This is a genomic window from Rhodococcus sp. UFZ-B548 (assembly GCF_903819475.1).
In the GTDB taxonomy this organism is placed as follows: Bacteria; Actinomycetota; Actinomycetes; order Mycobacteriales; family Mycobacteriaceae; genus Rhodococcus_F; species Rhodococcus_F erythropolis.
The window spans coordinates 15,054-31,017 of the sequence record NZ_CAIJDS010000068.1 but is presented as its reverse complement, the minus strand read 5'-3'; the positions used below and the strand labels follow the sequence as shown (position 1 = coordinate 31,017).

Sequence of the window (15,964 nt, the reverse complement as noted above, 5' to 3'; positions counted from 1 at the left end):
TCAGGTATGGGATCAGGTCACCGAAAAGGCCCTCGCTGTCTGAACACCGCTCCGGATGATGGCCTGCTGTGCCCGAAAACTTCTGCATCCCAAACAACTTGACAACACCAAAGAGAATCCGCGTGTCGGCCCAGCATCCTTAACGACAGGTGGGTCACCGGTACTTCTTTGGCGGCGGCAAGCGAAGCAACGACTCCACGCTCCGCGGTCGATGGTATTGGGGCGCGGCCCGGAGCGCGGCTTATCGGTCGAACCTGCTTTTCCTCAGTTCGACACAGGGGCGCCCGGAATTCGGGTCTTAAGTGGGGGGTGTCGGTGCGTCGGACGGCGGCGTGAGTGTGATTCGCGAAACCTGAGGTCGCAGGCCTACAGTCACTGCTGCAAGGCACGCGGCGCCGCAGGACACTGCCAGCGCTGCGGCGGGTGTCGACACCAAATCGGTGAATACTCCGACGAACAGAGCACCGAGTGCGTCGCCGGCGAAGATCATGGTGGTTGCCCACGCGAAGAGTTCAGTGTGGTGTTCGCTCGCCACGGCGTTACCAAGAAGTGCGTAAAGGCCGGTCAGCACTGATGATATCGGGAGGCCGGCAAGGAACGCGGCCACCAGGAGCAAGGGCTCCCACAGCATTCCTGTTGAGGTGAGCAGTTGAAGGCAGCCCATTGCGAGTAAGAGGATCAGGCAGCCTTTCTCCTTCTCGTTGACGGCAATTCGGTTGAGGCGTCCGACTGTTAAGCCGACCACGCTGCCGAATCCCCAAATGGAGATGGTCAGTGCGGACATGGTCGGTTTGTAATTGTCGAAGACGCTGTCGATTGTGATCAACAGCGCCATGCTGTAGGCGCCGAGGGAGGCAGAGAGCAAGAGGAAGCAGAATAGGATATTCGCGTTCTCGAAGACCGCGTCGAGTGAGCGCGTAGTGCGTTTCTCGCGTTTGGACGCGTGGTCGTGGCGAACTAGTGCTGTCGTGGCCAATCCAAGCGAGCCGGCTATGGCGAGGACTCCTTGAACGGCGACGATGGTATTGAGTGAGACGACAACGGCGACTACCGCTACCGCTACTCGGCCCAGAAGCAAGATGAGTTCAGACATCAAAGATTCGACGGCGTTGGCGACGTCCTTTTGAGCGCTCGAGTCGAGAGCCCTGTTCCATAGGGCCCTCATCAGCGCGTTCATAGGTAGTGTCAGCAGACCGATGAGACCCGCTAAGCCAAGCAACGAGATTGGCGTCACCGTGATGATCGAGAGAATTGTGACCGTCACGCCGAAAAGTGTCCCGACCACCGGGACCACGAAAGTCAACCCAAAGTGGTCGACGACCTTGCCCCAGAATGGTCCTGAAAAGGCCTGAACGAGACGGCAAATGGCGAAAGCTAATCCACTCACCGTGGCCGACATCCCACTTGACAGACCAAGCAGGGGGAGAAGGATCCCGATGGCTGCGCCCGGAAGGCGCGCAAGGAAACTGTAGAACAGCGGAAGTCGAGTCTGGGGTGTGTGTACGACGAAGGCGGCGAGTCCTTGCCGGCTGCTGTTGATCACTCTGGTTGCGGCACTTCCGATAGCGGTTGAGCGTGGACTGGATGGTTTTTCGACGTTAGGCACCGGCCGCTAGCCAGGTCCCAGTCCCAGCCGTGCGGATCGCCCGCGAACCTCAGATAGTCCTCGATCCGCACCCCGATCCGTCGGGCCAACGCCCGATGTTTCTGCCCGGCCTTCCCGGGCAGGGACTGAGTCGCTCTGATGTGGGCGGCGTCGACAATCAAACGCCGATGCCCGGCCAACAACACCGGATCGGCAGGCCTCGCACGAGTATCGGTGTGGTCTTTGATCGCCATCAAAGAGTCGATGACTTTCAGTTTCCCAGCACCATGATCGGGGATCATCTGCATACGCTTGGTGGTGATCGACGACTGCAATCAAATCCCGCAGCAGGTGCGCATTACACAAGGCATGCGTCAACTGCGGGTACGTGTCGTACGGGGACCACGCATCGTGCACGGCGATACCGGTGAATGCGGGCAGGATCCCGGCAGCGTTCATCGCTTCGCGGCCACGCCGCCGATGGCAGGTGACCAGCGTCAGCAATGATGTGGACGCAGAATACAGCCAGTGCAAGGCCCCAACCGCCCGGAAACCGGTCTCGTCGAAATGCACCACATCTGAGGCGATGATCCGCGCCGTGACCTCGGTGCGGAATTCGCCGAGGTCATCTGCTGCTCGGGCCGTTGCAGCACTGACGGTGCCGGCCGAAACAGGTTTCCCGAACAGTTCACTCAGGGCGTGAGCGGTGTGCGCCTTGGAGAGGTACTGGCCCATGTACAGGTACACCATCACGGCACTGACCCGCGGCCCGTATTGAACAGGCGCGTTCACCCCTGCCGGCGCATCGGCCCTGGTACTAGTTCCGCAGTGGCAACGGCGGCTGATCAGTTGGTGTTCGGTGACGTGGATCGTTTCCGGGGGAAGATCGAAGATCTGGCGGCGCACCACACCGACTTCCGTAGCCCTGGTGAGTCCTTCGCCGCATCCAGTGCAGGACAGCGGTTCGTGGCGGATAACTTCGTCGGGGTCGGTGATTTGCCGCAGGGTGTCACCTTTGTGGCCGTGCTGCCCGCCGGGTTTGCGCCCGGTTTTGGTCCGCAATGATTTCGGGGCGGGTTTGCCGAGTCCATCGCTCGATGGTGGTTTCGAGGAGTTCCGTGAGTTCGCCGCGAGTTGTCGTTCCAACTCGGCGTTTCGGGCGTCCTGGCGTGCGATATGTGCGTCCAACTTCGTGAGGTGTGCGGTCAGTCTTGCGAGTTCTGCGGCCTGTGCAACTATCAGATCGGCGAGTTGCTCATAGGTTGGACACGGCACAGAATCTATTGTTACGCAGTCTGATACGAGTTTATCGTCGACACGCCGCCAAAGCACCTGACCAGTTACAATCGGACCAGATGTCAAGGTCATCAGGGTTAATGACGAAATCGTATATAAGGAAGGTCTTGCAATCGACGTGACCGTCGACGGTACATATTATCTCCTCATTCGTGAATCCGATGTCATAGCAAGACTCCGGCCGTAGGCCCCTTGTCGGAGACAGAATAAGTGTGGTCCCAAGCGTGCGCTTTGTCCGCCGGGTTTCGGTTATACGAAAGACACCGCACCCCCGTTTTGTGGGAGTACGGTGTTTTGGTTTTTGGTGGGAGGGCCGGGAAAGAGGTTGGACTCAGCTCAGTTTTCGGGTCCGGAGTTCGTGCCCCTTGGACGTTTTGCAACGGCCGGTTTCGAGATCCCACTGCCAACCATGCAGATCGCAGGTGAGGTTGGTGCCGTCGATGACACCGAACTTCGACAGATCGGCCTTCAAATGGGGGCACCGACGCTGAATCTCGTAGCCGCCGACTTCGATGGAGGCAGTGTCGTCGTGAGCCTCAGCGAACCAACCGTCCGCGTACGCGATGCGCTCGTCCGTGAGGCATTTGAAGAACGTGTAGAGGAACTCGTTGTATCCGCCGACGCGCCACGCCGTGAAACGGGTGGACAGGAAGATGGTGTTTACCCAGTCAGGCTCGTCGTCACGCAGGACAGTGCGGACCAGTTCCGGCGCGATGCGGAAACCGTAGCGGTACTTACCTTCACCGGCGATGGGTTCACGAACGATGCGTTTCGGGAAGTCGAGGACAACGGTCTCTTCGCCCATCACCAGTCCGACTGGGTAGCCGATGCCGTCGCAGATAAGGTCTGACTGCGCCATGATCGGCTCGAACTTGGCCTTGAGGCTCTCGAAGAGTGGTTCACCTTCAGCTGACGCCCACGTGGCCTTTTGCGCGGTGATGACCGGAGCAAGTTTCTGAGCCATCTTTTCGATGTACTCCGCCTTGTTGGAGAAGATCTTGTCGACGTCTTCATCCGGTATCGGATGCGTCAAGGCGACCTTTTCGCTTCCGTGAAGTTCGACGGTCGAACCGGGAATCATCAACAATCCACCGTCGTTGCCGTGGATGCGCATCTGTTCGAGGAAAGTGATCTGGTCGGGGAAGATGTTGCCTTCGTCGCCACTGTCGTCGTTGAGGTGACGAAGGTCGTCGTCGAGAAAGACTGGGGGACCCGCTGACGGGATAATCCAACTTGCGCCGACCTGCTCGATGTAGTTGCGGCAGCGGTCCATGCCGCGCTGACGTTTCTGTTTCCCGAAGTTGCGTTTGGTGCCTGCAGGGATGTCGTAGACCATCGGGTACCAGATGGCGCCTGAGTACTGCAGCATGTGGACGTCGATGGTGCCGAACGCCTCACGCATCGGGTCCAGATCAACGGGTCGAGCATCGTTCATGTTGAAACAGGTCGTCTCGCCGTCCGAGACGATCAGGCCGGAGTCACCCAGCGGACCGTCGGCTGGCGCACGTAGGGCGATGATCATGATGTCGAGGTCGCCCTTGGGGCCGCTGATCGTGTGCTTGACCGAGTCTTCGGTTTCGAAGAACTTGTGGAAGCCGAGCTTCTCTAGTTCGCGCTTGAGGTCCGGCACCGGGTAATCGGGAAGCAGGACGGTGGCGTCCTTGGTGACGTGCTCGCTTAGGTTCTTCGGATCGAAGTGGTCCTTGTGCAGGTGCGAAACGTAGAGGTAGTCGCAGTTACCCAGCGCATCCCAGTCCAGTTCCGTGTTGTCGGGAAACGGAACCCACGAGGCGAAGTACGTGGGGTTGACCCAGGGATCACACAGGATTGATCCGGCCGCGGTCTGGATGTGAAATCCTGCGTGGCCGACGCTGGTGATCTGCATGGCAACCTCCGAAATTGTAGTGCTGGTCAAACTCAGCTTAGTCGGCGTGATCAGGGCTAAATGGCGATTGAGGAGGTACTCAGTCGTGATCTTGTGCACGTCGAATGCAGTTTGTGATCGAGGACCTGCTTGCCTGTTGCCGCCTATCCGACCTGCTTCTCGATCCGTTTGTGGAGCACCTTGTCCGCATCCTCGAGCGAAGCGGCATCAGTCGACCCAGGTAGCGTTCATCACCGTGCACACGACATTCTCTGAGATCACGACCATGAGGCTGGGTGGCCCTGCTGGCGAATACGAGGTAGCCCATTCTTCGGAACAACTGATCGCATTGATTCGGGACGCGGATGCCCAGGGGAAACCCGTCCTTGTCGTCGGTGGCGGCTCAAATCTGATCGTGGGTGACCAAGGTTTCGATGGACTGGTAGTCGGAGTCGCCACCTCAGGACTGAGCATCGATGGTGAGTTCGTCAGGGTGCAAGCCGGCGTCGATTGGGACACCGTTGTCGCCGCGTCACTCGAAGCCGGCCTCGGGGGACTGGAAGCACTGTCGGGAATTCCCGGTTCAGCAGGTGGAACCCCGGTACAAAATGTCGGCGCGTACGGAACATTGACCTCCGATGTCTTGCATGATGTGACGGTCTTCGATCGTGAGAGCGGAGTCGTTGAACGTTGGAGCCGAGATCGGTGCGGATTTGGTAGTCATCGACAGTCCGCGTTCAAGCACACGGATCGCTATGTGATCCTCGACGTCTCGTTCCGGCTGACGGCCGATACCCGGTCTCGGCCGATCCGGTATTCAGGGCTGGCAGAACGATTGGGAGTCGAGATCGGCGACGTGGCGTCAACCGACGAAGTCCGAGGCGCGGTACTTTCATTGCGGAGGGAGCGTGGAATGCTTCTCGACGAGGAGAATCACGACACCTGGAGTGTGGGTTCGTTTTTCATCAATCCGGTGCTCGCAGTGGTACCAGAAAAGGCGCATCAGGCACCACAGTATCCGGATCCGGCCGGTATCAAACTGCCGGCCGCGTGGCTGATCGAGCACTCTGGGTTCTCGCGTGGGTACGGTCAGGATTGGGGCAACGGCAAAGTGGCGCTGTCTACCAAGCACACGCTGGCGGTGACTAACAGGGGTGGAGCAACCACTGCCGATGTCATGAAGTTTGCTGCTCACATTCGCGACGGTGTGGAAACTGAATTCGGAGTTCGGCTCGGACCCGAGTGTCGGCTCGTTAATTGCCAGTTCGGCTAGGCTCGGAAATCTTGTCGTCGTCTTTACCCGATCACCCGAAATATTGTGGCGACGAGTGGAGTCGGCAGTCGTCACAACAAGGCCGCATCTTCTCTCTCTCGGCGCGGATTGCTCTGCTCTGCTAAATCGGCGGTGTGCTCACCCGATCAGGTGAGCACACCGCCGATCCGTTGAGCGATCACGGCCGAATATCGGCCGGCCGGGATCTCAGGGAAGCAGGATGTACGACATCCCGACGACATCCTTGACGGTGCGTGTGGACCACTTGTTGAATCCGGCAGCACCATTCATTTCCGTGATGGTGACGTAGAGTCCGTCTGCTCGACGGGCTGTGGAGTCAACCCACGCGACGTGCCCGTAGGTGCGGTCAGCGCCGTGGACTCCGGGTTGGAAGACCACCATCGAACGTGGCTGTGCATCGAGCACCACAGTCCATCCCGTAGCCCGCGCCGAGTTCGCCCAGTCCTTCGCATTCCCACTCAAGGCTGGATAGTGACGACCGCCCGAAGCGTTGAACCACTTGTTGTACGCGCCCCAGGTGCAGTTGCCTGCAGCACCGGTGTTTGCGGCGCGGGTCTGTCCCATTGCACGTCCGGGCGTGGAACTTGCAGGCGACGAACTACACAGTGGGACCACTGGATTGTTGGATCCGGTTTCCAGCATCGCATCTGTGACGTATCCGCCGGTGTCGAGGCGGTTCCAGACGTTGGTGCTGACCCGGTACGGGCCACCTGTGAAGGTTTCCCCTCGTAGGTAGCAGGTGATGGAAACCCGGCTGCGGTTTGCGATGGTTCGCAGGATCTGACTTTGAGTGGTGGCCGCGGCGCGGACGTTGATATTGCCTGCGCCGGTGTTGACCGTCACTACTCGGGTGTCTGCGTGTGCGGATGGCGCGCCGATGAGTGCGATACCGACTGCAGCGGTCAGCAATGCCATCAGCATGGACGCTGAACGCAGGGCGCGTTCAGCGAGGTGAGGGCTTGTGACCTCACGGTTGGAGATGGTGGTCATGGGGTTGGCCTTCCGGGTCCAGGTTCCACCGTGCGGGTGGCTGTCGTGTTAGACACCGAACCCCCCGGAAGCAATCTCATGTTGTGCATCGATCACCGTGAGTAATGTCTGCTTCGATAATTGTTGGACCGATCAGCTTGCGAGATGAGTTCTGTGAGAGGAATACAGTGCCCGCCGAATATGAGGTCAAGATTCTCGAGATCGACCCGGAACGCGTGGCCGCACTTATCTTGTCCAAGGGTGGGCTACAAGTATCTTCTGCAACACTGCAGCGTCGCTGCGTCTACGATATAACCCCTGGCGATCAGAGCAAGTGGATACGTGTCAGAGACAACGGGCGCGCAGTTACCTTGGCGGTGAAGGAGATCGCCCACGACGGCATCGACGGAACTAACGAAGTCGAGGTCACAGTGGATGACTTCGCTGTGGCAAACGAATTGCTGGGTATGCTGGGGTTTTCGTCCAAGGCGTATCAGGAAAATCGACGGACAAGTTTTACTCTCGACGGCGGTCGATTGGAGATCGACGAGTGGCCGATGCTCACTCCGTATCTCGAAATAGAGGCAGACACACCAGAAGATGTGAAGCGTATCGCTGATCTGCTCGGCTTCGAAGAAAGTCAGATGACGAGCGAGAATACTACCAAGGTGTATGCGAATTCCGGTATCGATCTTGCAGGGATCGCGCAACTTCGATTCTCCTGAACTACCTTGTTGCGCATACAGGTCATTGGACCGTGAATCAGGTCGTCAACTTTGGGCCAGTCGCTCATCACGTGACGATGAGCGGGCGCCTGGGCACGGCAGCGGTCACTCAGATATGTTGCGGGCCGAGTGTTTTCGTCATCCATGAATGGATCGCCGGTGGTGTGACAGGTGTGCGGCCATGACACTGGTGCCAATGCTAAGCAGGGGACTTGCGATGCCTGTAATTCTCTGTGCGATGTAGTTCCCTTGCCCAGGGAGAACTGCGGAGTCCGGTTTCCAGGTACGTCGAGGCAGTGAGCAGAGCGTCGAGTCTGACGATAGGTAGGGTATGCACACCGAGAGTGACATGTCGTGGACGGGATCGGTGGGAGCCGGTCGTATCTTTGGAGGGTAATTGTGGATCCTGTGTTGACACTGTTGGAAATGGCAGGACTGCCTGCGACCGACGCCAACCGCGCAAGCGGCGATTTGGCTCTCGGTCGCGCATTGGTCTGGGCTGGTCAGGAGTATCTGGCACGAGTCTCCGACGAATGGGATATCGAGTTGTTCTTCGAGGTATACGGACAGCCTCGAGCAGACGGAGCGTGGGCGCAGGCAATCATGGCAGGCTTCGACAAGCGTCCCGACATATCCGCGCAAGACCGCGAGGGTATTCTGCGGGCAGCGCAGGACAGAGCGAAAACACGATTCCCCGCGAACCCTGCCGGTATCGCATAATTTCCGCTTTCGGGGAACTTGACCTCGGATAACAGATGACACGGATCATCGATTTGTACGCCGTTGGTCACTCACAATCCGAGACGACGGAATCCTGGGGTTCGGGCTGTGGGTTCCGACTGACCATGCCCTAGCGATCACTCGTGCCTGGTCGAGCACCACTCCCTTGTCCAGGAATTCAGTCCGAAGCAGATCAACGCCTGCACGTGAACTTTGCGTAGACGGGGCCGGTCTGACTCACCTTCCGTCGCGCGGACAGGAGTCAGGATCGGACATCCTATCGGTCGAGCTTGGGATGCGCTTCGACGAGGGATTCGTACATGTTCCGCATCGACCAGATCGTTGAACGCACCTCTTGGAGCCATTCAGAGGTTGTCCATTCATGTCGGACCTCGGGCGTGGGACTGGTCCCGATATGGGCACCGACTGACGTGATGGTTGCGCCCGTCGGGATGCCCAGTTCCGCAATGGCTTGGGCGTGCTGGAAGGGCGCGTGGATGGCGGAGGTGACGATCAGAATGTGGTCGTCTTCTGAAATGTTTCCGGCAGTTTCGCGGAAGAAGGCGTACGTATCGCTGGTAGTAGCGCGCAACTTACCCGGCCCCGGGGCCGCAGCCAGACCGATCACAGGGATGGGGTCCATCGCGATCTGACGGACTTCGCTGAAGGCATCCCTCACCGACGAGGGGGCCTTGAACTGTGGGATCCGGAGTGCGGCACAGAGGGCCGCGGACATCGCGTCCAATTCATCCTCGACAGGGCCTAGTTCGAGACGTTCCGCAACTGCGTGCTCGTCCGCTGTTGCTTCGCGTCGACTTCCCAGTCCCCATACCGTGCCAACTTCCAGCCCCTCCCCGAGGAGCGTGGCCAACAGTTCTCCGCGGAGGATACAACTATTGATTCGCCCGCCCAGTACCAGCGCGTGACTGACGGGGCCGATTTCGGTTGACGGAGGGCCTTGAAGGTCTCGATAGAGGTGGGCGATCAGGGATTCGAGGACTTCAGTGACGCGGGGTGCGAACTGACTCTTTCGTGCTTCCCACCGTTCGCCGCCCTGCCTGAAATCGAAAATATCCCGCGTTATTCGTTCGGTCTCGTCGAGGCGGTTTCGCAGACCCGACGACTCGATCTTCTCGCCGAAGAGAGCGAACAGTTCTGTCATCTCGTCCGAGTTCAGCCATTTTTCAACCCAGTGGGCGATACTCGCTGGATCTGTCGCATCAGCATCGAAGCCGATAATTGAGTACTCGAGGCCAGAGTCGGAAGCGGAACGCGCGAGAATCGTCACGTGCTCAGTATGCCCGAGAAGACTTTTCCCTCGGGTGCATTCGTGGCGCGGGGACAAGGGGCGCCTTCGAGAAGACTCGACCGAACGTCATGGCAGCCGGAATCGAGGTCGATGCTCGGGCGGTCGATGCTCGCCCGGTGTGTTTCGTTGCTCGTTCTCGGCATCGACGGAATCGTTTGCTTCGTCGCGGTGCCTGTCCTTGTTGTTTTGGTCAGCATCGCTGAGATCCCCGATTTGTTCATCGATCGTGGTTTGCGGGTTCCGTCCCATCTCAGACTCCTTCGGAGCGAGGGTATTGATTCCAATCGTGACCAGTCCGACGGTGCCGAACGCGATCGTGATATTTCTCCATCGGGACATGGGGTGCCTTCCTGGTGGTTCCAATGCATTCCGGACTTGGGAGAGTCAGCGACGCCGCGAGCGGGTCGGAACGATGATGCGTAGCACTGTTGCGACAGCTGCGATGAGCAGGAGCAGTCCGATCAGCGAGGAGGTCGACGGTCCGAGGTATGGGCGAACAATACTGAACAGCACGATGAATATGAACGCCGCGGCGACGAGCCGGGCTGTGCCGCCGGAGAAGATCCACCGGGCGGAAGATGCGAGGGCACGAAGCATTATTGGTTCCTGTTCAGTCGAGACTTGTCAGGCAAGGCAGGGCGAGAGGGAAAACTGCCGGGCGCACCTGTTCGGCTGGCCCGGCAGCAAATCGTTCAGGCAGTGGTGGTGAGACGAAGGGTGACCGAGCGGTTCGCGGCTGCCTCCCCTTGTCCTGTCTCAGGGACGACAGGCTCGTCGTAGCCCGCGCCCCTGACAGAGGTCACCGAATTTGACGGCATACCCGTCGCAATCAGCGCGTCTGCGACGGCATGCGCCCGCCGCAGCGAGAGTTCCCGCGCACCGTCGGCTGGGCCCACCTTCCAGGTGTGCCCGGTGACCTCGACCCGCGCTCCCCGCTGCGCGATTGTGCCGGCCAACTCGGCCAACGCGGCCCTCGATGCAGGTAACAACACCGCAGAATCCTCGCCGAACAGCGTGTCCGAGTCCAGGTTCCAGTCCGTAGTCGCAGCCCCAACAGGCAGCGGTTCCAGCGCGAACACAGGTACCGACACCGTCTTCACCCCACCAGTTCGGTCGGCGCTGGGAGTCTGCTCTGCGGACGGCGGAAGCACCTCGCAGGTGCGTGCGCCTCCCGTCTCACAGATCCGGAGCCACAACTGTTCGAGCTTGATCCGCATCGGAGTAGGAAGCGCTCGTTGCTCTCCGGCCACCTCGCCGAGGCCGACGAAGTAGACTTCTCGTCCCTGCAGGTTCGGGATGAATCCGCGTGCGTCAAGGTCAGCGGCCACCGCAGCCGGATCGAACGACCATCCGAGCCCCGCGAAGTCTGCGAGGCCTGTGGTCTGCAGCCCACTCGACAGTGCGACGATCGTCGAGTTCTCGGCGAGCCGGGCTGCGCCCACCAGTCCGGACAGCAGGTCCAGTTCGATCTGCCCCGACGCCAGTGGACTGAGTGAGTCGTTGATCTTGCCGGTGATTTCGACCAGGCCCCTTGCCATTTCAGTCGGATCCTGCTCGACCTCGTCGCCGCGCATCACTGTGACAGGGATACGTGGACCCTGCGCCTCTACCTGACCGCTCTTGGGAATCAGTACCTGCGCGGTGCCCTTCATTGACTGGGCTGCCCGTTCGAGCAGTGCGTGGGCACTGTTAGGTAGGGCGGGAGCGGGCTCGTTGGCCGTCGCTGTGGCGACCAGCAGCACCGTGCCCTGGCGGGCGTAGTCTTGCTGACTGCCGCCGCCGCAGGCAGTGAGTCCAATGACCGCCGCGGCTGCGGCAATCAGCGCAGCCGCGCTGTGCAGTGTTCTCATCGTATGGCTCCTTCTCTGGTTTGGTCTGGCACCGTTCCCGGTGTGGTCTCCGGCGCCCTTCGGGATCTACACCGAACCCCTTCGTGAACGAGACCGCCCGGATCGCTCCCTGAGGGTCGGGTCGCGGCATAGCCGCGACCCGACCCTCAGGAGGTGGACTCAGCCCGGAGTCGACGCGTGGTCACGTTGGCGCGGGTGACCGTTGTGGCTGTTGCTGTCCTTGGTGAGATCGAGGTCCCCCAAATCCCGGAATGGCACCTCGGTGTCGGCTGCGGTGTCGGCTGCGGTGTCGGCTGCGGAGCCTGGCGCGTCGGTCAAGTCACCGTCGGTGCCAGCCGTGTTGTGATGGGTGGGCCGGACCGACATCGTGGACTCGTGCTCATGGGCGGCCGCCACGCGCATCGCCTCGACCATCTCCTCGACCCGAGCCAAGTCGTCGAGGTCGAAGAGCGTCCGCTCGATGCCGCGAGCGACCAGCGGAACTTCCCGGTAGTACTCACCGGCATAGCCGTAGCGGGCACGCAACTCGCTGATTGCTTGCACGGCGGGCAGTGCGGCTCGGGCAGCGTCGCGTTCCGCGCCGGCCAGTTCCCGCTCGGCTGCTTTGGTCAAGTCGAGCGCCGCCACGGTGCGTGAACTGACCTGCGCGTCGAGCACACCGAGTCGAAAGTTCACAGCGTTGACGATCTTGGCGAGCGCGTCGCGGCGAAGAACCTCAGGTGAAGGGCCCATCGCAGTGGTCAGTGCGACCAGCACCGGTGCGACGACCGCCGCGACACCGATCAGGGTCGCCACCCACGGGACGAGATCCTTGAAGCTGGTGCTCCCGGCGGCAGCGACGATTCGGACGCGAATCGTATAGCCCGTCAACGCAGCGAGAAGAACGAGCGCTACCCACCCGCCGAGCAGAACCGGCGCCGTCGTCACGAACCTGCGCACACGCGCGCCGACTGATTCGGCTCCGTCAGGTCTGGCGCTGCGATGTATCCAAATCCACTGCGCACGACCCACCTTGTGTGCGCTCAGTGCCAGCACAAGAGCGGCCATCAGCGCGAACCCGACTGCCGTGCACAGTTTCACAGCCTGACCGGACGGATCCGACGTCCATGCCACTGCGGTGAAGCCGACACCCTCCACCTTGATCATCAGTGCAAGCATCGCCAACACGTCGAGGAACAGAACGACATGCGCGAGCACGTACCACTTATGGGAAATTCCGTTGAGGTGCCGCTGAAGTCCCGACGCCGCAGCCTTGACCATCCCGCCCGACAGTTGCTCGTGTTCGGTGCGGGCAGCCTCGGTCGTCAAGACGTCACCGAGCACCTCATGCGCCTCCGCTCGCTCCGACTTGGCTCTGCGGTCGGATCCGCCGACGATGTGCTCGTTGGCCGGGATCGCGGCAATCTCGGTACGGGCGGCGGTAACCGCCGCCAACTCCTGTCGCTGTGCGGCAGCCAACGACTCGACAGCCTTCACGTGCGGGGCGATCGCGCGCTGCACGGCCTCCTTGACTCCGGAGAGGATCCCGACTTCCCCTTCGGTGTACGGGTGAGCGTCGTCGACACACAGGTCGGGGTTGCGCTCGATCTGTGCCCGCGCCGTTTCGAGCAGTTGATTCTGCCCCTGACGCGATTTACGCTCGTCGCGCTTTCTACGAAGTTCGGAGAACCAGGACATGTCGACCTCCTCGGCCCGAGGGCCCGGCCGCCCCTGCGGCGGCCACACCGTAGACACCGAACCCCTTCGACCAGAATGTTGCGGTGCAGCAAGAGGTCAGGGCGCCGGCTGGCTTCTCTGGTACCTCGTTCCTCGTGGACTGAACGAGGTACCAGAGACCGCACGTCGCTGCTGATTCGCCGGCAACGTCACCACTGGGATCTTCGCGAGATCGATCGGCGCGTCCGGGTCTAATCGTCCGGGTCTAATCGTCAGGGCCATTGCACGTAGGTGCAATGGCCGCACCTACTCGGGCGTTGAGTGCAGGCGACGGCCGTCCGCTGCCGGAGTGGAATCTCGGACGCTGGGGCGCATCCGTGTGTGCGGAACCGGACTCGGCCGCCCGAGCGGATTCCCGCTTAGCCAGCCATTCGTCAAGGAAGCTGGAACTCGAACCCGAACCCGCCGCACGCGGTGCGGCCGGTTTGGACACGGCAACGTCAGAGACAGGGGAGTGCCCCTCCCTGGCCCGGGCAGTGTCGACGATGTACGGCAATGCCAGCGTGGCATGCGTCTGCCACGACACCGCCTTGACATGATCGTCGAGTTCCGCACCAACTCGTGCCAGGCAGTGCGCGTTGTGATCAATCGTCACGGTGTGTGGGCGCGTGATGGTGGGCACCGCGGTGCGCAACGTGACCGCCGACAAGTCCGGCAGCGTCATCATCGTCGCCGGATCGATCATCGACCCGAACCTTTTGGTGATCGCGGTGGCGTCGCGCATCGCACTACGGAAGGCCACCGTCGTGGCAACATTGCCGTCGACTGCAGGCAACAACATCGGATCGAGTTGGTCCAGGTACTGGTGTGCCATCACCACTGAGAGTCCGAACTTGCGACCCTCGGACAGCATGTTAGTGAGCCCGCCGGCGATCATGCTGTGTGCCTCGTCGACCATCACGGTGAACGGCCTGTCCGACTTCCTCCGCAACGCAGCCTCCCATGCCCGGCTCAGGTGCAAGAACCCCAGCAGTCGTGACGAGGCCTCGCCCAGTTGGGATTTCGACAGGTCCACCAGGACGATACGGCCGTCGTCCATCGCCTGGGCGAGATCGAATGCGTCATGGCCGCTGCCGAGGATCGCGCGTAGCGCCGGTGTAGCGGAGAAAGCCTCGAACTTGGAGTTGAACCAGGACACGAGGTCACCGTGCTCGTTGGACTTGCGGTGAGCACGCTCGTTCTTCACCCATCCGCGCAGTCGGGCATTGTCGGTGGCGGCCGCCGCGCGGTCCAGGAAGTCTGTGTCGCCGAGCGCCAACGGCACGTCGAGCACCGAGGTGCGATCACCGACGATCGCGTCGAGTGCGCGGATACCCATCGCCACCCGTTCCCGGAACCGCGGGCCGACGAACCCCTCGTATTTGCCGTCGAAGAATTGCTGGAACATCTCACCGACTGCCTCGATTGCCCGCTCCCTGGAGTCAGGGTCGGCCGTGACAAGCGGATTGATCGGAACGGCCGCGCCAGCCTCACCGCTGCGAATCACCCAGGTGCGGTCGGCGGCCTCAGCCGGCAGTTCAGCGAGAATCCGGTCGACAAGTGGACCGTGCGGGTCGAGTACCAGCATTCCCTCGCCGTGTGCGGCGGCCTGCTGCGCGATCGCGGCCAGCAGCGACGACTTGCCTGTTCCGGTCCGTCCGGTGATGTGCATGTGCCGCATGCGTTCATGCGCAGTGACAGTGATGGACGGGGTTGCGCCGGTACTGGTGTGACCGTGCCCCAACCGGATCTTGCCGTTGTCGTCTCCGCCATCGTCAGGTCTGGTCGGCGTAACGGGGATCGGCGCGGCGGCTCCGACGAAGACACCGTCAACGAAGCCTTCACCTGCCACCGGTACACCGAGCAGCGACGGCACATCCGCCGCCGATACATGAAGGGCACGGTTCTGTCCTTCGGACGGCGCGTTTGAGATCTCCAGTCCGGGCCAGTCACGTTTGAGCGAGGCCCGCATTCGTAGCGACACCGGCACCCCCGCCGGGGTCAGCACTGCAAATCCCACGTTCCGCAACTGTCCGCGGGCGGCGTCGGTCGAGGACACTCTCACGCTCACACCGTGTTCTGGCATGCCGGAGATCAGCTGCAGCAGCAGAGGGTCCTGGGTGCAGCGGACCATCAGGTGCTGCGGCGCGGACCACGTCGAGACTCGAGTATCGGTGTGGGCGGTGGTGTAGCCGATGGTGGCAGCGGCCAAGACCGGGACGACTGGCCACACGGACAGGTCGCCGGTGGGGATTGGTCCTACTGCAGACTTCGAATCCAGCTCCGCCACCGGATCGAGTAGCCGAACGATCTCCGCTGCAAGCATTTCGGTGATTGCGGCGTCGTGCGCAGCCACGTGGAGTGTGGTGCGGACCATCGCGTCGGCGCCGCACCACATGCGCAGTTCGATCTCGCCGTCGGTGACCTCGTCGACCAGTCCAGCCAGGGTCGCCGGAATCTCGTGTCGCATCGCCGACGCAGTGTGGCCGGAATGGGGTCGCAGTGCGGCCAACTCCACGATGATCGGCGTTCCAGCGCGCCGGGTATTTTTCGTGTTCATCTGCACCTCAGGTCCTTTCGTGGATTTGGAGCGTTGCCGCATCCCGTCGGTGTGGACACCGAACCCCTTCGAAGGATCGTGGGCGAACACGACCTTT

The 15,964-nt window shown here is 61.2% G+C and carries 13 protein-coding genes and 1 pseudogene; 4 read left to right on the top strand and 10 right to left on the bottom strand.

The window, feature by feature from the left end; all coding sequences use genetic code 11:
* Window positions 1–298: 298 nt before the first annotated feature.
* The 3 genes and pseudogenes from H7C86_RS33515 to H7C86_RS38110 all read right to left on the bottom strand — a co-directional run.
* The gene (locus H7C86_RS33515) at window positions 299–1,543 is read right to left on the bottom strand and encodes an MFS transporter (RefSeq protein WP_397517291.1); all 1,245 of its coding nucleotides are present in this window, start codon (window positions 1,541–1,543) and stop codon (window positions 299–301) included.
* Window positions 1,540–1,887, bottom strand: coding sequence for a hypothetical protein (locus H7C86_RS37660; RefSeq protein WP_259349380.1), 348 nt, complete (start codon window positions 1,885–1,887; stop codon window positions 1,540–1,542). Before H7C86_RS37660 ends, H7C86_RS33515 begins: the two co-directional genes overlap by 4 nt.
* A gap of 55 nt (window positions 1,888–1,942) precedes the next feature.
* Window positions 1,943–2,953, bottom strand: a pseudogene (locus tag H7C86_RS38110) (DUF6444 domain-containing protein); the annotation flags it as partial.
* Here H7C86_RS38110 and H7C86_RS38105 point away from each other — a divergent pair.
* Window positions 2,931–3,068 (top strand): hypothetical protein, encoded by a 138-nt coding sequence (locus H7C86_RS38105; RefSeq protein ID WP_182263173.1) that lies wholly within the window; start codon window positions 2,931–2,933, stop codon window positions 3,066–3,068. The pseudogene H7C86_RS38110 and the gene H7C86_RS38105 sit on opposite strands and share 23 nt — an antisense overlap.
* A 144-nt stretch (window positions 3,069–3,212) precedes the next feature.
* Here the strand turns inward: H7C86_RS38105 and H7C86_RS33500 are convergent, their stop codons facing one another.
* A complete protein-coding gene (locus H7C86_RS33500) occupies window positions 3,213–4,766 on the bottom strand; it encodes a Rieske 2Fe-2S domain-containing protein (protein WP_182263167.1) in 1,554 nt (517 codons plus the stop codon).
* On the opposite strand from H7C86_RS33500, the gene H7C86_RS33495 reads away from it, so the two are divergent.
* A complete protein-coding gene (locus H7C86_RS33495) occupies window positions 4,765–6,018 on the top strand; it encodes a UDP-N-acetylmuramate dehydrogenase (protein ID WP_182263166.1) in 1,254 nt (417 codons plus the stop codon). The two genes, H7C86_RS33500 and H7C86_RS33495, sit on opposite strands and share 2 nt — an antisense overlap.
* 207 nt (window positions 6,019–6,225) lie before the next feature.
* On the opposite strand, the gene H7C86_RS33490 is transcribed toward H7C86_RS33495, so the two are convergent.
* Window positions 6,226–7,029 (bottom strand): CHAP domain-containing protein, encoded by an 804-nt coding sequence (locus tag H7C86_RS33490; RefSeq protein ID WP_252194691.1) that lies wholly within the window; start codon window positions 7,027–7,029, stop codon window positions 6,226–6,228.
* A gap of 104 nt (window positions 7,030–7,133) precedes the next feature.
* Here H7C86_RS33490 and H7C86_RS33485 point away from each other — a divergent pair, with 104 nt between their 5' ends.
* Window positions 7,134–7,733, top strand: coding sequence for a class IV adenylate cyclase (locus H7C86_RS33485; RefSeq protein ID WP_182263165.1), 600 nt, complete (start codon window positions 7,134–7,136; stop codon window positions 7,731–7,733).
* A 426-nt stretch (window positions 7,734–8,159) separates the two neighbouring features.
* Entirely contained in the window at window positions 8,160–8,453 is a 294-nt protein-coding gene (locus H7C86_RS33480) for a hypothetical protein (protein ID WP_182263164.1), read from the top strand.
* 277 nt (window positions 8,454–8,730) lie between these two features.
* Here the strand turns inward: H7C86_RS33480 and H7C86_RS33475 are convergent, their stop codons facing one another.
* The 5 genes from H7C86_RS33475 to H7C86_RS33455 form a co-directional block, all read right to left on the bottom strand.
* Window positions 8,731–9,741 carry a hypothetical protein gene (locus H7C86_RS33475; protein WP_182263163.1) on the bottom strand — a complete coding sequence of 337 codons (1,011 nt, stop codon included), beginning with the start codon at window positions 9,739–9,741 and terminating at the stop codon, window positions 8,731–8,733.
* A gap of 405 nt (window positions 9,742–10,146) precedes the next feature.
* Window positions 10,147–10,359 (bottom strand): hypothetical protein, encoded by a 213-nt coding sequence (locus tag H7C86_RS33470; protein ID WP_182263162.1) that lies wholly within the window; start codon window positions 10,357–10,359, stop codon window positions 10,147–10,149.
* Window positions 10,360–10,454: 95 nt separating this feature from the next.
* Window positions 10,455–11,612 carry an OmpA family protein gene (locus H7C86_RS33465; RefSeq protein ID WP_182263161.1) on the bottom strand — a complete coding sequence of 386 codons (1,158 nt, stop codon included), beginning with the start codon at window positions 11,610–11,612 and terminating at the stop codon, window positions 10,455–10,457.
* A 159-nt stretch (window positions 11,613–11,771) separates the two neighbouring features.
* A complete protein-coding gene (locus H7C86_RS33460) occupies window positions 11,772–13,289 on the bottom strand; it encodes a hypothetical protein (RefSeq protein ID WP_182263160.1) in 1,518 nt (505 codons plus the stop codon).
* Between the two features lie 244 nt (window positions 13,290–13,533).
* A complete protein-coding gene (locus tag H7C86_RS33455) occupies window positions 13,534–15,867 on the bottom strand; it encodes a type IV secretory system conjugative DNA transfer family protein (protein WP_182263159.1) in 2,334 nt (777 codons plus the stop codon).
* Window positions 15,868–15,964 lie beyond the last annotated feature (97 nt).

Bases quoted from the DNA above. Each gene is read 5' to 3' on its own strand.
- H7C86_RS37660 (WP_259349380.1), bottom strand. From the start codon at position 1,887: ATGATCCCCGATCATGGTGCTGGGAAACTGAAAGTCATCGACTCTTTG.
- H7C86_RS33495 (WP_182263166.1), top strand. From the start codon at position 4,765: ATGGCAACCTCCGAAATTGTAGTGCTGGTCAAACTCAGCTTAGTCGGC.
- H7C86_RS33500 (WP_182263167.1), bottom strand. From the start codon at position 4,766: ATGCAGATCACCAGCGTCGGCCACGCAGGATTTCACATCCAGACCGCG.
- H7C86_RS33490 (WP_252194691.1), bottom strand. From the start codon at position 7,029: ATGACCACCATCTCCAACCGTGAGGTCACAAGCCCTCACCTCGCTGAA.
- H7C86_RS33485 (WP_182263165.1), top strand. From the start codon at position 7,134: ATGTCTGCTTCGATAATTGTTGGACCGATCAGCTTGCGAGATGAGTTC.
- H7C86_RS33480 (WP_182263164.1), top strand. From the start codon at position 8,160: ATGGCAGGACTGCCTGCGACCGACGCCAACCGCGCAAGCGGCGATTTG.
- H7C86_RS33470 (WP_182263162.1), bottom strand. From the start codon at position 10,359: ATGCTTCGTGCCCTCGCATCTTCCGCCCGGTGGATCTTCTCCGGCGGC.
- H7C86_RS33465 (WP_182263161.1), bottom strand. From the start codon at position 11,612: ATGAGAACACTGCACAGCGCGGCTGCGCTGATTGCCGCAGCCGCGGCG.
- H7C86_RS33460 (WP_182263160.1), bottom strand. From the start codon at position 13,289: ATGTCCTGGTTCTCCGAACTTCGTAGAAAGCGCGACGAGCGTAAATCG.
- H7C86_RS33455 (WP_182263159.1), bottom strand. From the start codon at position 15,867: ATGAACACGAAAAATACCCGGCGCGCTGGAACGCCGATCATCGTGGAG.